Consider the following 18,702-nt stretch of genomic DNA (forward strand, 5'->3'; position numbering starts at 1 on the left):
CGGCCGGGCGTCGGGGCGCGGCCCCGCCGCACCGCGCGGGCCGGGCTGGGGGCCGTACCAGCAGGAGGTCTCCTCGAACGGGTAGGTGGGGGCTTCGATGCGGGCGATGCCGCTGTCCGCGTAGGCGCAGTTCCAGTCGATGGCGGCGCCCAGTTCGTACAGGCGGGCCAGGGTGGTGAGCACGCCGTGGCGTCCCTGGTCCGCGGGCAGGGGCACGATCGGCAGGTCGGGCTCGAGGTCGCGGATGCGCCGGGAGAGCACCCCGTCGCCCCCGACCTCGACCAGAATGGCGCCGCTTCGGGTGAAGCCTCGGACGGCGCGGCCCAGCCCTTCGTCGTTGACGGTGTCGGTGAGGTCTTCACCCGCCGTCTTCTCCAGCGCTTCGGTCAGCGACATGCGCCCTCGGGCGACGCGCACGGCGAGATTGCCCGGTCCGCTGCCGACGAGCCGGCCGGTGTCGAGGCCGAGCGCGTCGAGGATCTGGTGGAGGGCGTGCTGGCGGCGCAGCAGCCTGGCGGCAGCCCCATCCCCGGCGGTGCCGGGGGTGCCGTCGGTAGCGTCCAGTTCCGTACACAGCCGCTGCCAGGCCGCGTCGTCGACGCGGGCGACGGTGCTGTCGCCGGAGAACAGCAGCACTACGGGCGGCGCTGTGGGCGGCACGGGCTGCTCGCGTGGGGTGGCCGCGGCGAGCGCCTCGGACAGGTCGGTGATGCTGCGGGCGACGACCGCGAGGCGGTAACGGCGGTCGTCCCGGCCCCGGTTGAGGGCATGGGCCACCTCGGGCAGACGGTGCTCGGTGGTCGCGGCGAAGTCGCTCAGCCGCCGCGTGTAGCGTTCCAGCGCGGCAGGGCTCGCGGCAGAGACGGTGACGAGTTCGGCGCGTGTCCCCGCGGGTGCGGGGCGGGCCGACCGCGGCGCTTCCTCCACGACTGCGTGCACGTTGGTGCCGGTCAGCCCGAAGGAGCTGACTCCCGCGCGGCGCGGCTGCTCGGCCTCGCGCCGCTGCCAGGGGCGCGGTACGTCGCTGACCCGGACCGTGCTGTCGCTCTGCATCGAGGCGTGCGGGGTGGTGAAGTGGGCGGTCGGGTACAGCGTGCGGTGGCGCAGCCCGGCCAGCACCTTCAGCAGTCCCGCCATGCCGGACGCGTGGTCGAGGTGTCCGATGTTGCCCTTGACTCCGCCGAGCCAGTAGGGGGCCTGGGCGCTCGCGCCGTCCAGCACGCGCTGTAGGCCGGCGATTTCCACCAAGTCGCCCAGAGGGGTGCCGGAGCCGTGTCCCTCGAAGTAGCCGGCACTGGTGAGGGGCATGCCCGCGTCCTGCCAGGCGGCGGTGATCGTGTCGGCCTGACCGTCCTGGCTGGGGGCGCTCATGCTGGTGGCACGGTAGCCGTTGTGGCTGACGGCCACGCCGCGCAGCACGGCATGGATGTGGTCGCCGTCCGCCAGGGCCCGGCCCAGTGGCTTGAGCAGGACCACGCCGCCGCCTTCGCCGGCGACGGAGCCGTCAGCGGCCGTGTCGTAGGGGCGGCACCGGCCCTTCGGGGACAGGACGCCGGGCAGTTCGTCGACGCTGTCGCGCGGGTGCAGCACCGTGTGCAGGCTCACTCCGCCGGCCAGGGCCAGGTCCGTCTCCCCCCTGCGTAGTTCGCGTACGGCCATGGCTACGGCCGCCAGGCTGCTGCTACAGGCGGAGTCCACGCTCAGGACGGGGCCATGCAGGCCGAGGAGGTAGGCGATGCGGGCCGGGGCCGCCGACGGGATGGTGCCGAGGATCTGCTGCGGGTCCGGCTCGGTGAACAGGCTCGCATAGCGCGGGTAGGGAGCGCTGAGGAAGACCGCCGTGCGGGAACCCCTGAGATCGCCCGGCGCGTAGCAGGCGTTCTCGATGGCCTGGTGGCTCAGCTGCAAGGCGATGCGCTGCTGCGGGTCCATGAATTCCGCTTCGCGCCGCGAGAGTCCGAAGTAGGCGTGGTCGAACATGTCGATGCGGTCGAGGTAAGCGCAGGTGGCGTAGGCGGCGTCGGGGTCGCCTCCCGCGTGGCGGATTCGGCCGGCGGCCGGCGGTCGCACGCTGACGCGGCCCGCGCTGAGGTTGTCGTGCAGCGCGCTCAGGTGGTCCGCTTCGGGCAGCACGAACGCCACCCCGATGATCGCGATGGCGTCCTGAATCATGTCGCTCCCCTGCGTCACAGTTCCCAGTCCTCTGCTTGCTCTTGGTCTGCGGCGGCCGGTCCGCCCACCGCCGTGGGCGTGTTGTGACGATCGCGCTCCTCCACCAGGCGGGCCATGGCCTCGACGGTGGAGTGCTGGAAGAGGGCGGCCAACGGGATCTCGGGCCGGCCTGCGGCCTGTAGGCGGCCGGCCAGTTCGAGGAGGGTCAGTGAGGTGCCTCCGGCCTCGAAGAACTTCTCTCCGACGACGTCGATGACGTCGCGGTCCAGGAGCTCGGCCCACAGGTTGGCGACATGGCGTTCCGCGTCGCTGCGCGGCCCCTGGACCGCGGTGTCCCGGACGGCCGGGGTGGCGCGCAGCGCACGCCGGTCGATCTTGCCGTTGGACGTCAGGGGCAGTCGGTCGTGGACGACGAAGGCCGAGGGCACCAGGTGGCCGGGCAGTCGGCGAGTCAGGCCGGCGCGTACGTCGGCGACGGTGCCGTCCTCGGCGAGCACCAGGTGTGCTGTCAGGCGCCGCCGGTGCTGGGCGCCGTCGGCGGTGACGGCGGCCTGCCGCACCGCTGGATCCGCGGTCAGGGCGGCCTCGATCTCGCCGGGCTCCACCCGGAAGCCGCGGACCTTGACCTGGTCGTCGCTGCGGCCGACGAAATGCAGGGTGCCGTCGGCCTGCTGGCGTACCCGGTCGCCGGTGCGGTACATCCGGCTGTCCGGGGGCCCGTAGGGGCAGGCCACGAACCGTGCGGCGGTCAGCGGGGTCCGGCCTCGGTAGCCGCGGGCCAGCGCCGGGCCGGCGAGGTACAGCTCGCCGATGGCGCCGAACGGCACGGGGTGGAGCCCGGCGTCCAGCACGTACACCGCCGTACCCGGGACCGGTGCGCCCAGAGGTGGCTCCCCGCGTGTCGGCAGTGGGCCGGTCAGGCTCGCGCACACGGTGTTCTCGGTGGGCCCGTAGGCGTTGTGCACCGGCCGTTCGGCTGCCAGGGATCCGGCCAGGTCGGCGGGCAGCCGTTCACCGGCGGCGATGACGGCCGTACCGATGGGCACGCCGTCGGCAGGCAGCATGGCGAGGACCGCGGGCGGCAGCGTGACGTGGGTGATGCGCTGCCGGGCGAGGGTATCGGCGAGCGGCCGGCCGGGGCTCAGGTTCTCCGGCGCGGCCATCACCAGGGTGGCGCCGGTCAGCAGCGCCATGCCGATCTCCCACAGCGCCGCGTCGAAGCCGAGCGAGGCGAAACGCAGCACGCGGCCGCCGGGTCCGGCCCCGGTGCCGCGTACGGCGGCGAGCAGTCCGGTGGCTCCGCGGTGCGAGACGTCGACCCCCTTGGGGCGCCCGGTGGATCCGGAGGTGTAGATGGTGTACGCGGTGTGGTCCGGCCGCGCGGGTATCTCGGGCGCGGTGGCCGGAAGACCGATGAGGGCGTCGTCCAGGTCGTCCAGGGCGAGGGCGCGGACGGCGGCCGGCTTCCAGGGGGCCCCGGCCTCCTCACCGGTGAGGAGCAGGGCCGCACCCGAGTCCGAGGTCATCCACGCCAGCCGGTCGGCGGGGTAGGCGGGGTCCAGCGGCAGATAGGCACCGCCGGCCTTGAGCACGGCCAGCAGGGCGGTGATCTGACCGGCGCCGTGCGGCAGCGCCACCGCGACGAGGACCTCGGGGCCGACACCGTATGCGGTCAGCAGGTGCGCCAGCCGGTTGGCGTGCTCGTCGAGTTGCCGGTACGTCAGGAAGGTGCCGTCGTCGCAGCTGAGGGCGGTGGCGTCGGGGGTGACCGCGGCCTGCCGGGCGTACAGCTGGTGCAGGCACGCGGGCGCCGGGGCCGGGACCGTGGCTCCGCTCACTTGGCGTACGGCGCGGTGGTGCTGGTCCGGCCGTAGGGCGCTCAGGCCGGCCACCGGCCGGTGCGCCGCTCCTGCCATGCCCTCCAGCAGGGTGCGCAGCTGCGCGGCGAGCTCCGCGGCCTCCTCCGCTTCGTACAGGACGGTGTCGTAGCTCAGCCGGAGGACGAGTCCGCCGATGGTGTGGGCGACCAGGGACAGCGGGTAATTGGTGGTGTTGCTGGTGTCGGGGTCCGAAATGCCGATGCCTGCGGCATGTGCGGCGACCGGGTCGAAGGGGACGTTCTCGAAGGCGATCGCGGTGTCGAACAGGGCCGTTCCGCAGTCGAGTTCGCTGACCGCGAGTTGGCCGGACAGCGGAAAGGTGTCGAATTGGCGCGCCTCGACCTGCTCCGCCTGGAGACGATGCAGCCACTGCACGAGCGGTGCGGGTTCATCGACGCGGACACGTACCGGCAGCGTGTTGATGAGCAGCCCGATGACGGAACCCGCCCCGTCGAAGTCGGCGTCGCGGGTTGAGACGGTGGCGCCGAACAGCACGTCGCCGCTGCCCGCGTGCCGTGACAGCAGCAGAGCCCAGGCGGCCTGCACCAGGGTGTTGACGGTCAGCCGGTTGCCGCGCGCGAAGGTGCTCAGCCGGTCGACACTGTTTCCGGGGAGCGTGATCAGCTGCTCGGCGGGTGGGCCCGGCCGGTGGTACGGCCCGCTCACCCGCCCGTACGGCAGCGGGGTGGGGCTGTCGAATCCGGCGAGGACGCGGGCCCAATGGGCGCGTGCCGCACTGTGGTCGCGGCGGTGCAGCCACGCCACGTATTCCTGGAAGGGCCTGCGGGCGGGCAGTTGCGGCGTGCGGCCGTCGGCGAGTGCGCCGTAGGCGGTCAGAACGTCGGTGAGGACCTGCGCCATGCTCCAGCCGTCGAGGAAGAGGTGGTGAAAGGTCCATAGGACGATGACCTCGTCGTCGGCGGTGCGGGCGAGGATGACGCGCATCGGGACGGCCGAGCGCGGGTCGGGCTCGTTCGCGCGGTCCGCGTCGATGAGCGCCCGCAGTGCGTCCCGGTGCGCGGCGGCGTCGGTTCCGCGCCAGTCGTGATGGCTGACCGGCAGGGTGAAGGCGGGGTGCACGGCCTGCGCGGGCGGTCCGTCGCCGCCCCAGTGCACGCTGCTGCGCAGCGCGGGCACCCGGTCCACGACGTGTTGCCAGGCCCTGGCAAGCGTCTGGGGAGCGCGTATGCCGGTGAGCGTGAAGGTGGTGCGGCGCAGGTAGATATCGTGTCCGCCGACCTCGTCGGTGGCGCGTCCGGCCAGGGAGTGGTACAGCAGCCCGGTCTGCAGGGGCGTCAGCGGATGGAGCTCGGGTACGCCGGAGCCGGGCGCGGCCGGTGCGGCGGGCGTCTCGGAGAAGGGCGGCGCTTCAAGCGCGGAGGGCGTGCCGACGGGGGTCGCCACCTCGGCGAGGGACCGGATGGTGGGCCGCTGGAACACGTCCTTCGGCGTCAGGACGAGCCCCGCCGCGCGGGCCGCGGCGACCAACAGCATGCTCGCGACGGAGTCCCCGCCGAGCTCGAAGAAGTCGTCGTCGATGCCGATCCGTTCCCGGTCGTGGCCCTGGTGACCGATCCGTCCGACGCCCAGGACCTGGCTCCACACTTCCACGAGGGTCCGCTGTACGCCGGTGGCCGGGGCCGCGTACACGCTGTGGACTGCCTCCGTCGGCGCGAGGGGCGACAGGGCCCTGCGGTCGGCCTTGCCGCTGCTGTTCAGGGGCAACGCGGCCAGCGGCACGAAGGCCGAGGGCACCATGGGCGCGGGCATGGACCGGGAGAGGTGGGCGCGCAGTTCCGGGGCTGGGGGGAGCTCGTGTCCGGGCTCGGGTACGAGGTAGCCGACCAGCCGCTGCCGTCCCTGGTGGTCCGGCCACGCGGTCACCAGCGCCTCGGCGACGTCCGGATGGGTGAGGAGTTCCGCCTCGACCTCGCCGGTTTCGACGCGGTAGCCGCGGATCTTGACCTGGTCGTCGGTGCGGCCGAGGAAGGTGAGGTCGCCGTCGGCGTCCCAGCGGGCGAGATCGCCGGTGCGGTACATGCGGCTGCCGGGCGGGCCGAACGGGTCCGCGGTGAAACGCGCGGCGCTCTCCCCGGGCCTGTCGTGATAACCCCGCGCCAGGCACGGACCCGCCAGGTACAGCTCGCCGGGTGCGCCGATCGGCGCGGGGCGCAGCCACCGGTCCAGTACGTGGTGGCGTACGCCGGCGACCGGGGCGCCGATGGGGACGCGGGACCGCCCGGCGGGTGGGGTGCCGCGCGGCACGGCGTGGAAGGTGGAATAGATCGTGGCCTCGGTGGGTCCGTACAGATTGGCGAACGCGTGCCTGGCCGCCCAGGCTTCGGCCAGGGAGACGGGGCACTCCTCGCCGGCGACGCAGACCAGCTCCAGGGCGGGCAGCCGGGCCGGGTCGAGGGTGCTCAGGATCGAGGGGGTCAGCAGGAACAGCGTGATCCGGTCCTGCCGGATGCGCTCGGCCAGGGCCTGGGGGTCCTCGCGTTCGCCGGGCAGGCTGAAGCACACGGCCGCGCCCGTCAGGAGCGGCATGATCAACTGCCACAGGCCCACGTCGAAGGCAGGCGACAGGTGTTGCAGCATCCGGCTGCCCGGGCCGAGGCCGACGCTGCGCAGGCTGTCGGCGGCGAGCCTGGTGAGGCCGTCGTGCTGCAACTGGACACCCTTGGGGCGACCGGTCGAGCCGGAGGTGTACACGACGTACGCGAGGTTCTCCGGTCGTACGCCGGTGTGCGGGTCGGTGGCGGGCCTGCGCGCGATGCGCGTGCGCTCCGTCTCGCCGTCGAGGCGCATGACGGGAACCTCGACGGCGGGCAGCGAGCGGTGCGCCTGGTGGCTCGTCACCAGCAGCCGGGGGGCGGCATCGGCGAGTGTGACAGCCAGCCTGGCTCGGGGGTGGCCGAGGTCCAGCGGCAGGAACGCGCCGCCCGCCTTGAGGACCGCGAGGGCGGCGACGGTGAGGTCCACTCCGCGTTCCAGGCCGAGCGCGACCAGGACATCGGGGCCGACGCCCTGCGCGGCCAGATCGTGGGCCAGGCGGTTGGCCTGCGCGTTCAGCTCGGTGTACGTCAACCGCAGCTCGCCGTACGTGACCGCGAGCGCCTCGGGCCGCAGGCGTACATGCTGCGCGAACAGGTCGTGGGCACAGGCCGCCTCGGCTGGCGCGGGGACGGTGGCGTTCCACTGCGCGAGCAGGGACGTGTCGGCCTCGGGCAGCGAAGGCAGCCGGCGCAGCGGCCGGTCGGGAGCGTGGACGACCTCGGCCAGCAGATCGGCCAGGGCGGTGGCGAGGCGGGCGATGAACCGTCCGTCGAACAGGTCCGCACGGTAGTGGAAATGGACGCGCAGTCCCCCGCCGCTCTCGCGGAAGCGGATGTCGAGGTCGAAGGCGGTGGTGACCGGGGGTGCGTCGGCCGTGGCGACGGCCAGGCCCGCGAACCCGGCGGTGCGGGAACGGGCGTTTCCCATGCCGACGATCACGTCGACGAAGGGGGTGCGGCCGGGGCTGCGCGAGGGCGCGAGCTCCTCCACCAGCCGGTCGAAGGGCAGGTCCGCGTGGGCGAGGGCACCCGCCATGGTGTCTCCGACAGAGCCGACCAGGCCGGTGAACGTCGTGTCCTCCGTCACGGTCGAGCGCAACACGAGCGTGTTGATGAAGCAGCCGACGACGTCCTCGTACGCCACCTCGTCGCGGCCCGAGGCGGGGACGCCGACGACGATGTCCTTCCGGCCCGTGCAGCGGGAGAGCACCACGTCGCAGGCGGCGAGCAGGGTCGCGAACAGCGTCGTGCCGCTGTGCCGGGCCAGTCGGCGCAGTGCCTGGGTGGTGCGAGCGTCGATGGTGCGGCGCTCCAGCCGCGCAGGGCCGTGGCCCGCGTCGCCCCGGGGGCGGTCCGTAGGCAGCTCCAGCGGGGTCGCCCCGTCCAACTGGTCGCGCCAGTAGATCAGTTGTTCGTCGACGAGCCCCGATTCCAGCCGTCGGCGCTGCTGGGCGGCGTAGTCGGTGTAGCGGGCGGTGCGTTGGGGGAGGCGGTCCGGCTCGCCGGTGACGGCCGAGGTGTAGAAGGCGCCCAGCTCTGTCGTCAGCACCTCGAACGTCCGCTCATCGCTGATGATGTGATGCAGCGTCAGGATCAGAAGGTGCTCGGCGCCGTCCAGACGGACCAGGTGGGGGCGAAGCAGCGGGCCGGTCTCCAGGTCGAACGGTTCGGCCACGTTCGCGCGCCACAGCCGGTCGGCCTCCGCTTCGCGTTCGGCCTGGGGAAGCCCTGACAGGTCGGTGTGCGCGAGCGGGACCGGGGCCGGTGGACGGACGACCGGGACGCAGCGGCCGTCCACCATGGCGAAGGTGGTGCGCAGCCCTTCGTGCCGTTCGGCGAGCCGGGCCAGCGCCTGGGCGAGGGCGTCGGTGTCCAGGGCTCCGGTCAGGCGGAGCGCGCCGCTGACGTTGTAGGCGGGGCCGGTTTCGAACCGGTCCAGGAACCACAGGCGCTGCTGGGCGTAGGACGGCACCAGGCTGTCACCGTGCTGCGCGGGCGCGTCGGAGCCGACGGGTGCGATGCCGTCCGCTGTGTCCACCGCCGCGGCGAGGGCCGCGACGTTCCGGGTCCGGTGCAGGGTGCTCGCAGGCAGGTCGGCCGACAGCGCCTCCCGCACCCGTGCCATGACGCGCATGGCCAGTAACGAGTCGCCCCCGAGCGCACTGAAGAAGTCGTCGTCGATGCCGACCTGGTCGAGCCCCAGAGCCTCGGCGAAGAGAGCGGCGAGGGCGTCCTCGGTCGGGGTATGCGGGGCCCGGTACGCGGCGCCGCGGAACTCCGGCTCGGGCAGCTTGGCCGTGTCCGGCTTGCCGTTGGGGGTCAGCGGCAGTTCGTCCAGGACGGTGAAGGCCGCGGGGACCATGTGGTCGGGCAGGCGCCGCATGGCATGGTCGCGCAGCTCGGCGACGGACGGAGCGGTCCCGGAACGGGCCGCGACGACGTAGGCCACCAGCCGCTTTCCCGACCCGGGGCTCTCGTGGGCGACGACGGCGCAGTGGAGGAGACCGGGGTGAGTCTCCAGGGCAGCCTCGACCTCACGGGGCTCGACACGGAATCCGCGGATCTTGACCTGGGTGTCGGCGCGGCCGTGGAAGACCAGCTGCCCGTCCTCGTTCCACTCCGCCAGGTCACCGGTGCGGTACATGCGTGCGCCCGGCTCGGCGGCGAACGGGCAGGCCACGAACCGCGCGCCGGTCAGCTCCGGGCGGCCCAGGTAGCCGCGGGCGAGCGCCGGACCGGAGACGTACAACTCCCCTGTCACACCGGGCCCGACGGGCTTCAGGGCACCGTCGAGGACGTACACGCCTGCGTTGGTGACGGCCGTGCCGATCGGTGGCACGGTTCCGTCGCCCGGCAGCGGGTCGCTGATGGTGACGCAGACGGTGGTCTCGGTGAGGCCGTACGCGTTGATCAGGCGCCGTCCCGCCGACCAGGTGGCGGCGAGTTCCGGCGAGGTTGCCTCACCGGCGACCACCAGGGTCCGTACGCTCTCCAGCGCCCGGGTGGGGAGCGCGGTCAGTACAGGGGGCGGCAGTGTCACATGGGTCACGCTGTGCCGGGCGACCGTCTCCGCCAACGGGGCGCCGGGCGCGAGCTGCTCCTTGTCCGCGAGGACCAGGGCCGCTCCCGCCAACAGGCTCATGACCAGTTCCCAGACGGACGCGTCGAAGCTGGGCGAGGCGAACTGCAGTACCCGGCTCGCCGGGCTCACCTCCAGGCGTTCCCGCTGGGTGGTGAGCAGGGAGGCGAGCCCGAGGTGACTGACGATGACGCCCTTGGGGCGGCCGGTGGATCCGGAGGTGTAGATGACGTACGCGGCGCCGGCCGCGCTCAGCGCCCCGGCTCGCTCGGCGGCGGTGACCGGCGCCGCGTCCTGCGCGCCCACCGCGGCGGCGAACGCCTCCTCGTCCAGCCGCACGATCTCGGCGGGCAGATCGGGTAGCTCGGCCGCGGTCGCCGCGTCCGCCAGCACCAGACCGGCCCTGGAGTCGGTGACCATGAAAGTGAGGCGCTCCGCCGGGTAGGCGGAGTCCATCGGCAGATAGGCGCCGCCCGCCTTGAGCACCGCGAGGACCGCCACCGGCCACTGAGGAGAGCGCCGCAGCGCCACTCCCACCACCGACTCCGGGCCAACCCCGCGCCCGATCAGCTCCCGCGCCAGCTGGTTGGCCCGCGCATCGAGTTCGCGGTACGTCAGCCTCGCGGTGCCGCACACCACCGCGAGCGCGTCGGGCGTCGCAGCGACCTGCCGCTGAAACAGCTCAGAAAACGTCCCTGTCGACACCAAACGCCTCCGCATGACTCGGCTCCCGCGGCAGCGATCCATTGCCAAGGCCCGTTCGTTACGGCAGTAAATTCTTCACAGCGCGAGCAAGAAACCGAAACTGCGGGGACCATCGCAAGAGCATAGATTTCTCATGAGCCGCACGCGGAATTCAATCGACGTGTTGACAACCTGATGCAACGTTTGAATTTCGGCGCCGATCGCATGCGAGCTGTGGCTGAGTGAACGGCGATGACGCTTCCGGAAAAAGGGAACCGGTGCAGGAATGCGCCGGTTCTCGACGGTGGCACGGGGGCACAGGGCCGTCAAGTATTCAGTCGAGTTCCTGCGCCTGTCCTGTCGACGGGACAGGTGGCGGGTCACCTGACGGCGTTGTTTTTGGTTGATCGATCATGATCGGATCGCTACGGTGATCAACCGGAATTAGATAACATCGATACGACGTCAGTCACCATCGAGAAAGGAAATGACCAGTGAGTGACAACCCATTTGATGACGCCAACGGCAGGTTCTTCGTGCTGGTGAACGACGAGGAGCAGCACTCGCTCTGGCCGACGTTCGCGCCGGTGCCGGAGGGGTGGCGGGTCGTCTTCGGGGAGGACGGCAGGCAGCAGTGCCTCGACTACATCGAGGAGCACTGGACCGACCTCCGTCCGCGAAGCCTGCGCGAGGCCATGGCTGCGGACGACAAGCAGAACGCGACGTCTTCCAGCTGAGTGCTGCTGGATCAGTGGCAGAACGTCGTTGACCGCAGGTCCGAAGAGCGGGTCCAACCGTGACGTTGTCGGGGCATCGGAAAACCGTGGAACTCACGGACGGCTGCCCCAGCGCTGCGCGTAGGGCTTGTCGCAGCCAAGGAACGCGAAGGGAAAACAGTGACATGTCCGAGGGCCTGCTCAAATCCGATGCATCGACTCACACCAACGACGTAGGTGCTGGTCTGCTCTACGACGGTCAGCACGGTGCTGACGCGGACGAGGGGACCCGGTTACGCGACCGGCTCACCGAGACTCACCTCGCCGAACAGCAGCGCTACTGGCTCGACCAGCTCGACAACCTTCCGGGGTTGCGGCTGCCGGCCGACCGGCCGGGGCCGGCTGTGCCCGGCACGGCGCGCGCCGCCGCCGAGTTCCGGGTACCGGCGGAGGTCGTCGACAGGGCGGACAAACTGGCGAGCAGAGCCGGCGGGACGCTGTTCACCGTCCTCCTCGCCGCAACCCAGGTGCTCTTCTCCCGTTACGGCAGGCAGCGCGACATCCCTCTGGCCACCGTGGCGACCGGCCGCACGCTCGACGAACCGGACGGTCGTTTCACCAATGTCATCGTCCTGCGGTCGACAGTCCGGCCGGACGACCCGTTCACGCGGTTGATCGAGAAGAACGCCCAGCTCGTCACGGACGCGGTGGCCAACGCAGACCTGCCTTTCTCCAGGCTTGTCGACGCGTTGACGCCCCACGGGACCGATGGCGGCTCTCCCCCCACACAGGTGCTGGTGGTACTGCGAGACGCTGACGTGATCGAGGCGCCTCAGCCGTTCGAGCTCACGATCGACTGCCGGCTGACCGGTACGGGCGAGCTTGCCGGCTCCCTCGCCTACGACCCGGGATCGTTCGAAGTGGCCACCATCCAGCGGCTGGCCCGGCACTTGGTGGTGCTGCTGACCGCCGCCGTGCGGGATCCGGCGAGGCCGGTGGGCGACCTTCCCCTGCTGGACGAGGCGGAGCGGCACACACTGCTCGACGAGTGGGGCGTCCACCACATGGACCTGCGGGCATGGCCGTGCGTGCACGAGTTGGTCGGCACGCGAGCCCGGTTGGAGCCCGACGCGGTCGCGGTCGTCGCCGGCACGGAGACGATGACGTATGGGAAGTTGGACGCCACGGCCAACCAACTGGCCCATCTGCTGGTGTCTGCCGGGGTTCGGCGGGGCGAGGTCATCGCCGTGTGCCTGCCGCGCGGCCCGGGGCTGGTCACCGCACTGCTTGCCGTCCTTCGCGCCGGCTGCGTCTACCTGCCGCTGGACCCCGGGTACCCGGCTGAGCGGCTGAGCTTCATGCTCGCCGACGCCGACGTGTCGGTGTGCCTGACGGAAAGCGCGCTGGTCGGAAAGGTGCGTGAGGCGACCGACGCCGACGTCCTCTCGATTGACGAACAGGGACAGAACCTGGCCGCCCAGCCCACTGCGCCGCCCGCCATCCCCGTCTCCGGGCGGGACGGGGCGTACCTGATCTACACCTCGGGCTCGACCGGCAGGCCAAAGGGGACAGTGATCGAGCACCGTTCGATCACCGCTCTGCTCTGCGACGCCGACTACATCCCGCTGCGGCCCGATGACGTCGTCGCCCAGGGCGCCGATGCGACGTTCGACGCGGCGACCTTCGAGATCTGGGCGCCGCTGGCCGCGGGCGCCCGGATGGTGGTCATCGACAAGGACACGATGCTCGACCCGAGGGCGCTGATAGGGGCGCTGACTCGGCATCGCATCACCACACTCGTGCTCACAACGGCGGTGTTCAACCAGGTTGTCGCCGCGCAGCCCGATGCGTTCAGGACGCTGCGCCACCTGCTCTTCGGCGGTGAGGCAGTCAATCCGGACCGGGTGGCGCAGGTGCTGACGGCGGGTCCACCGCAGCGCCTGATCCACAGCTACGGGCCCACCGAGACGACCACCGTCTCCACCTGGCACCTGGTGGAGCGGGTCGACGAGCACCGCACGGTGCCCATCGGCCGTCCGGTGGTGAACACCAGCGTTCACGTGCTCGACGAACGGCTGAACCCGGTACCGATGGGTGTGGTCGGCGAGCTGTTCATCGGCGGCCCAGGGGTCGCGCGAGGGTACCTGGCTCGTCCGGGTCTTACCGCGGAACGCTTCCTGCCCGACGTCTTCGGCACCGCACCGGGGGACCGGCTGTACCGCACCGGTGACCTGGTGCGATGGTCGCCGGAGGGCGCGCTGGAGTATGTCGGCCGGATCGACCGCCAGGTCAAGGTCCGCGGCTTCCGGATCGAGCCGAACGAGATCGAGCTCGTGCTCCAGCAACACCCGGACGTCGAAGTGGCAGTGGTGATCGCGCGCGACGACGGTGAGCACAAACGCCTCGTCGGCTACGTGCGCCCCGGGCCGGGACGCTGGCCCGAGCCGGCCGCGCTGCGGGACTTCGTCGGGGACCGACTCCCGGAGTTCATGGTGCCCGCGGTCGTCGTGCTGCTCGCCGAGTTCCCGCTCACCCCGAGCGGCAAGGTCGACCGGGCTGCGCTGCCGGCCCCGGAGCGTACTGCCGACACCGAGGACTATGTCGCGCCTCGAACGCACGACGAGAGCGTGCTCGCCGACATCTGGGCCGACGTGCTCGACATCGACCGCGTCGGGGTGACCGACAACTTCTACGAGCTCGGCGGCGACTCCATCCTCGGGATCAAGGTCGTTGCCAAGGCTCGGGCGGCGGGTGTGCCGATCTCGGCCAAGGCCCTGTTCCGCTTGCAGACCATCGCGGCGCTGAGCGACGAGGCGGCAGCGGACACCGCACCTGTTGACTGATCGTGCTGGTTCCACATTCGCGGAGGGCATCGTGCGCACACAAAGACCTGGCCTCAAGGGACGTCTGGTTCCCGAGAACCGATACCTGTGGCGTGCGCGGCGGCCCGAGGCACGGCACCGGATTGTCTGCTTCCCCCATGCGGGCGGCGGCGCCAACGCGTATGCGGGCTGGGCGCGCAGGTTGCCGGAGGACATCGAACTGGCGGCCGTGCAGCTGCCGGGCCGGCAGAACCGGATCGCCGAGGAACCGGCCACGGACGTCGGCCAACTGGTGAAGGAGATCGTCGCGGACCTGCGCCCCGCGCTCACCGGTCCGTTCTCCTTCTTCGGGCACTCCTGCGGGTCATTGCTGGCCTTCGAGGTGGCGAGGATGCTTCAGCTGAAGGGCGGCCCCAGCCCGGCCCGGCTGTTCCTGTCCGCCCAGTCCACGCCCGAAGTGGTCTGGGCCGGGCCGAAGCTGCACGACCTCCCGGAGCGGGAGTTCCACGCCGCCGTGCTCAGCCTCGGCGGATTCGACGAGGAGGTGAGCGCGGACCAGGAGGTCATGGACGAGCTGGTACCGGTGGTCCTCGCCGACTTCCAGCTCTGGGAGCGCCACCGCGTCGCCACCGTGCCCAGACTGGACTGCCCGATCACCGCGCTGGTCGGGCAGTCCGACTGGCGGGCCCCGCTGCAAACCGTCGAGGGGTGGAGCGAGTACACCTCGGCGCCGTTCACGACCGAGATCTTCCCCGGCGGTCACTTCTACCTGACCGAAGAAGGCAACGATGTCCCGGGGTTTGTCGGCCAGGTCCTGCTGGGGGCGTAGCCGCTGACGAACCGGAACCAACGAAGACGCTGCACGGGCGATCCGCCCGCGCAGCGTCTTTCGCTGGACAGTACGAGGTGTTCAGCCAAGCGTGGCGGCGTCCTGGAGCAGGTCCACGCTCTGAGCACCCGGCCGGAGCAGTGGGGCGGCCAACCGGGCAAGTTCCAGCGCCTGGCCGCCGTTGAGGCGCGGGTCGCAGGCCGTCTCGTATCGCAGGTGGAGATCCCGCTCGTGCACAGGGGTGTGGTTGTCCATGCATTCGGTCACGTTGCGGCTGGTCAACTCCAGGTGCAGACCGCCTGGGTGGGTACCCAGCGCCCGGTGGACCTCGATGAATCCACGGACCTCCGCCCAGATCGCCTCGAACTGACGAGTCTTGATGCCGTCCGCGGCGGTGAAGGTGTTGCCGTGCACCGGATCGCACACCCAGGTCGCCGGTGAACCCCGAGTGACTACCTCGTCCACGAGCGGGGGCAGCATGTCGTGCACGGCATGCGCGCCGAGGCGGGTGATGAATGTCAGTCGGCCCGGCTCCCGGTGCGGGTCGATCAGTTCGATCAGTTCCGCGATGTCCGTGCGGGTCGCGGTGGGCCCGATCTTGACCGCTACCGGGTTGTGCACGCTCGCCACGAAGGCCATGTGCGGCCCGTTGAGCTGCCGCGTCCGCTCGCCGATCCACAGCAGGTGACCGGACAGGCCGTACTTCCGCCCGGAAGCCGGGTCTGACCTGGTGAGCGCGGTCTCGTACGGTAACAGCAACGCTTCGTGGCTGGTGAAGAAGTCGCCGCCCAGGTCGGTGAACAGTGCGTGGCTCCTGGTGCGAAGCCGCCGGATGTCGGACAGGACGCGGTCCGCGGCCCGGTACGCGGCGAGCAGGCGCTGTGGGTTCGGGGTACGAGCCTCGGCGTCGAAGCGCAGGTCGTTCACGGCGTCGCCCCGGTAGACGGGCAGTACCCGGTCGCCCCTGGTCTCGGTGCCCATCGAGCGCGGTTTCGCGTACTGCCCGGCGAGCCTGCCCACAGTGAGCGACGGCAGGCCGGACCCGGAGGCCAGCACCGCGGCCATGTCCGCGAGGCAGCGCAGCTTGTCCCTCGTCGGCTCGATCAGCGGCCCTGCGAACAGCTCCGCGCAGTCGCCGCCCTGGAGCAGGAACGCCTCACCTCGGGCCACCGCGGCCAGGCGCCGCCGGAGCTCGTCGCAGTCACTCGGTGACACCAGCGCGGGCAGGCTGCCCAGTGTGCGCACCACATCCGCCAGTTCGTCCGGGTCGGGCCAGTGCGGCTGCTGGTGCTCCACGGGCACATGCAGTGGGTTGGCACCGCTGAGCGCGGTGTTCGTCGAGGCGGTCACGACCGGCAGACCCGGAGGACGGCGGCCGCGACTTCGTCGCCGCTGTCCCCGAAGCAGGACCGGTATACCCGGGCGATGTCGGCCTCCCGATCGGAGTCGGTCTTCGGCCCGTTCGCCTGCACGCGAGCCTGCTGGATGCGCTGGGACACCTCACGACGCATCCGCAACAAGCTGATGATGCCGAGGTCGAGGTTGTCGATGTCGGTACGCGCTTGTCCTGTGGACAGTCGGATGTCCAGTCCCGCAGGTGCTCCGGTCCCTGAGTCCAACACGCTGTGCCCCCTTGTGTTGCTGCCTAGGTCAGATGTGTGCACGGTTCTCGGTCAGGGTGTCAGCAGCAGCTTGCCGATGGTGCGGCGCTGCTGGAGGTCCGTCTGTGCGGTGCCGGCGTCGGCCAGTGGATAGAGTCGTCCGATGTGGACATTGAGGTTGTCCCGGCGTATCCAGGAGAACACCGCGGCGCCTCGAGCCTGTAGTTCGTCGGGGGTCGCGATGAAGTCCGGTAGGTACGGGCGGGTCAGCTTGATCGAGCCGCGGGTGCCGGTGCTCAGGTCGATGGGCGGTATCTTGCCGCTGGACTGTCCGTAGAGGACGAAAGTGCCCCGTGGACGCAGCGAGGCGATGCTTCCCTCGAAGGTTGTCCTGCCGACCGCGTCGTAGACGACATCCACGCCACCGCCGTCGGTGAGGCTCTTGACCTCGGCGGCGAAATCGACCTCCGTGTAGCGGATGACCTCGTGCGCCCCCGCCTGCCGCGCCGCCTCCTCCTTCGCCGCGGTGGACACGGTGCCGATGACGCGGACGCCGAGCGACCGCAGCACCTGGGTGAGCAGCAGCCCGACACCGCCGGCCGCGGCGTGCACCAGGGCCGTCTCATCCGGACGTACGGGATAGCTGTCCTGGGTGAGCATGTGGACCGTAAGCCCCTGTAGCAGCACCGCTGCGGCCAGTTCGGCGCTCACCCCCTCGGGCACCCGGATGACGCGGTCGGCGGGCAGTGCCACCTGTTCGGCGTAGGCGCCGGGCACCGGCACGTCAGCCGAGGCCACCAGGTCACCGACCGCGAGGCCGGTGACGTCGGCCCCCACAGCGGCCACGGTGCCCGCCAGCTCATGGCCGGGGACGTAGGGCAGCTCGCGCGGATAGAGCCCGCTTCGCTCGTAGGATTCGTGATAGTTGACGCCGATGGCGGCGACGTCGATGAGCACGTCGCCGGGACCGGCGACCGGCGTGGCCCACTCGGTCGGTGTCAGCACCTCGGGACCGCCATGCCGGTATACCGCGACCGCACGCATTGCGGCCTCCTTCTTGGGTGTCGGGGCTAGATGGTGCCGACCTCGTCGATGATGGCCGGCAGTCGCTCGCCGGCCCGGATACGCCGCAGGACGTCTTGTTCGGTGCGTCCGGTGGCCGTGGCCGCGGCCAGCACCTCGTGCAGCCGTGCCGCCGGCACCACCACCGTGCCGTTGCCGTCGGAGAAAACCCAGTCGCCCGTGTGCACCAGCACGTGGTTGATCAGGCATGTGCTGCCGACCGCCTCGACGCGGTACGCACCCTGGGTGTCGGTCGGGACGAAGTTGCTCGCGACGACCGAACCGGTGCTCTGCTCGACGACGTCCCGGTCGCGGATGGCGCCGCCCAGCACGATCCCCTCGAACCGCAGCTGTTCGAGCAGATAGGTCGTGGACAGTCCGCCCGCGAGCGCGGCGTCGGTGACCAGCGGCCCGGAGCCCGCGACGTAGACCATTCCTCGCCCGTCGAGGACCTGGGGCACCAGGAAGTCACGGACCTCCTGCCATGTGCTCGGCGAGGCGACGACGATGCTCGGCCCCTTGCGCACCGCCACCCAGCTGACCGTGTACGCGGCGCCGAAGAACATCCGGTCATCCCCTGATACGCGGTGCAGCCGCGAGTCCAGCACGCGGTTGGTGATTCCCAACGCGTCGAGCACGTCCGCGATCGTGGGGGTGGAGATGCCGTGCTCATGCACCGTTTTCGCAACCAGGCTGTACGTATCGTCGAGCGGTGCCCTGGTGCCTGCCCGCTGGACGTCGGTGTCCGCCGTCACAGCGTGGTCCCGTGCGGTACGTGGATGCTGAAGCCCATCTGCACCGGGCCGAAGTCCTCGATAACCTCGAGGTTGTTCGCCTCGGCGGCGACACTGGTCGTGATGCAGGCGTCCGCTCCACCGGTGGAGCACTCCAGCGCTGCCGTGGCGTTGCTCGTCACGAGCCGGATGTCGTAGCCGAGGTCCTCGATGAGGTCGACCGGCGCGGGGTGGCTCACCACTGTCCGAATCCGACTACGGTCGCGCGCGGCGAGCACCATTCGATGGGTCGGCATCATGAAACATTCGTGCAACGACATCGACTTGAGGTTCCGGAAGACGATCTCGTTCAGCTTCGGGTAGACGACACAGCCGAGCAGTACGCTGTCGGCCGGGTTCGTCATCACGCCATCGACCGCGTTTTCGAGGGTGCCGTAGAGTAAAACGCGGCCTTGCTTGTGGTGGTGCTGTTCGAGGTAGTAGTGTGCGGCCGCTTCGCAGTTTGTCCCGGCCGGTCCCAATGTGTGTACCTGTAGCTGGCGATCATTGCTGGACACGACTATTCCCT

General features: G+C 70.9%; 10 protein-coding genes. 3 read left to right on the forward strand and 7 right to left on the reverse strand.

Features of this window, described 5'->3' with window-relative positions; translation table 11 throughout:
- Positions 1-2,172: beta-ketoacyl synthase N-terminal-like domain-containing protein (locus EEJ42_RS49645; RefSeq protein WP_148082252.1), on the reverse strand; the 2,172-nt coding region annotated here is incomplete at its 3' end.
- A 14-nt stretch (positions 2,173-2,186) separates the two neighbouring features.
- Complete coding sequence (locus EEJ42_RS49650; RefSeq protein WP_184503642.1) at positions 2,187-10,391, reverse strand: non-ribosomal peptide synthetase; 8,205 nt, start codon at positions 10,389-10,391, stop codon at positions 2,187-2,189.
- 473 nt (positions 10,392-10,864) lie between these two features.
- On the opposite strand from EEJ42_RS49650, the gene EEJ42_RS49655 reads away from it, so the two are divergent.
- The 3 genes from EEJ42_RS49655 to EEJ42_RS49665 all read left to right on the forward strand — a co-directional run bounded on the left by EEJ42_RS49655 (position 10,865) and on the right by EEJ42_RS49665 (position 14,737).
- Complete coding sequence (locus EEJ42_RS49655; protein ID WP_123108724.1) at positions 10,865-11,107, forward strand: MbtH family protein; 243 nt, start codon at positions 10,865-10,867, stop codon at positions 11,105-11,107.
- A 164-nt stretch (positions 11,108-11,271) separates the two neighbouring features.
- Positions 11,272-13,929, forward strand: coding sequence for a non-ribosomal peptide synthetase (locus EEJ42_RS49660; RefSeq protein WP_123108725.1), 2,658 nt, complete (start codon positions 11,272-11,274; stop codon positions 13,927-13,929).
- Between the two features lie 31 nt (positions 13,930-13,960).
- Positions 13,961-14,737: a thioesterase II family protein gene (locus tag EEJ42_RS49665; RefSeq protein WP_246098067.1), complete on the forward strand. Its 777-nt coding sequence runs from the start codon at positions 13,961-13,963 to the stop codon at positions 14,735-14,737.
- An 81-nt stretch (positions 14,738-14,818) separates the two neighbouring features.
- Here EEJ42_RS49665 and EEJ42_RS49670 read toward each other — a convergent pair whose 3' ends face one another.
- Genes EEJ42_RS49670 through EEJ42_RS49690 form a run of 5 tightly spaced genes read right to left on the reverse strand, consistent with a single transcriptional unit; the run spans position 14,819 to position 18,691 of the window.
- Positions 14,819-16,087 carry a 3-deoxy-7-phosphoheptulonate synthase gene (locus EEJ42_RS49670; RefSeq protein ID WP_123108726.1) on the reverse strand — a complete coding sequence of 423 codons (1,269 nt, stop codon included), beginning with the start codon at positions 16,085-16,087 and terminating at the stop codon, positions 14,819-14,821.
- Positions 16,084-16,359: a chorismate mutase gene (locus EEJ42_RS49675; protein ID WP_184503643.1), complete on the reverse strand. Its 276-nt coding sequence runs from the start codon at positions 16,357-16,359 to the stop codon at positions 16,084-16,086. Before EEJ42_RS49675 ends, EEJ42_RS49670 begins: the two co-directional genes overlap by 4 nt.
- A gap of 51 nt (positions 16,360-16,410) precedes the next feature.
- Entirely contained in the window at positions 16,411-17,382 is a 972-nt protein-coding gene (locus EEJ42_RS49680) for a quinone oxidoreductase family protein (RefSeq protein ID WP_123108728.1), read from the reverse strand.
- 26 nt (positions 17,383-17,408) lie between these two features.
- A complete protein-coding gene (locus EEJ42_RS49685) occupies positions 17,409-18,155 on the reverse strand; it encodes an RraA family protein (protein WP_184503644.1) in 747 nt (248 codons plus the stop codon).
- The gene (locus EEJ42_RS49690; RefSeq protein ID WP_184503645.1) at positions 18,152-18,691 is read right to left on the reverse strand and encodes a prephenate dehydratase domain-containing protein; all 540 of its coding nucleotides are present in this window, start codon (positions 18,689-18,691) and stop codon (positions 18,152-18,154) included. The genes EEJ42_RS49685 and EEJ42_RS49690 overlap by 4 nt, the downstream gene beginning before the upstream one ends.
- Positions 18,692-18,702 lie beyond the last annotated feature (11 nt).

The sequence above is a fragment of the Streptomyces botrytidirepellens genome (assembly GCF_003721215.1).
GTDB classification, from domain to species: domain Bacteria; phylum Actinomycetota; class Actinomycetes; order Streptomycetales; family Streptomycetaceae; genus Streptomyces; species Streptomyces himastatinicus.

What these genes read in the sequence shown, in the direction of transcription:
- EEJ42_RS49680 (WP_123108728.1), bottom strand. Translation starts at nt 17,382, where the DNA reads ATGCGTGCGGTCGCGGTATACCGGCATGGCGGTCCCGAGGTGCTGACA.
- EEJ42_RS49660 (WP_123108725.1), top strand. Translation starts at nt 11,272, where the DNA reads ATGTCCGAGGGCCTGCTCAAATCCGATGCATCGACTCACACCAACGAC.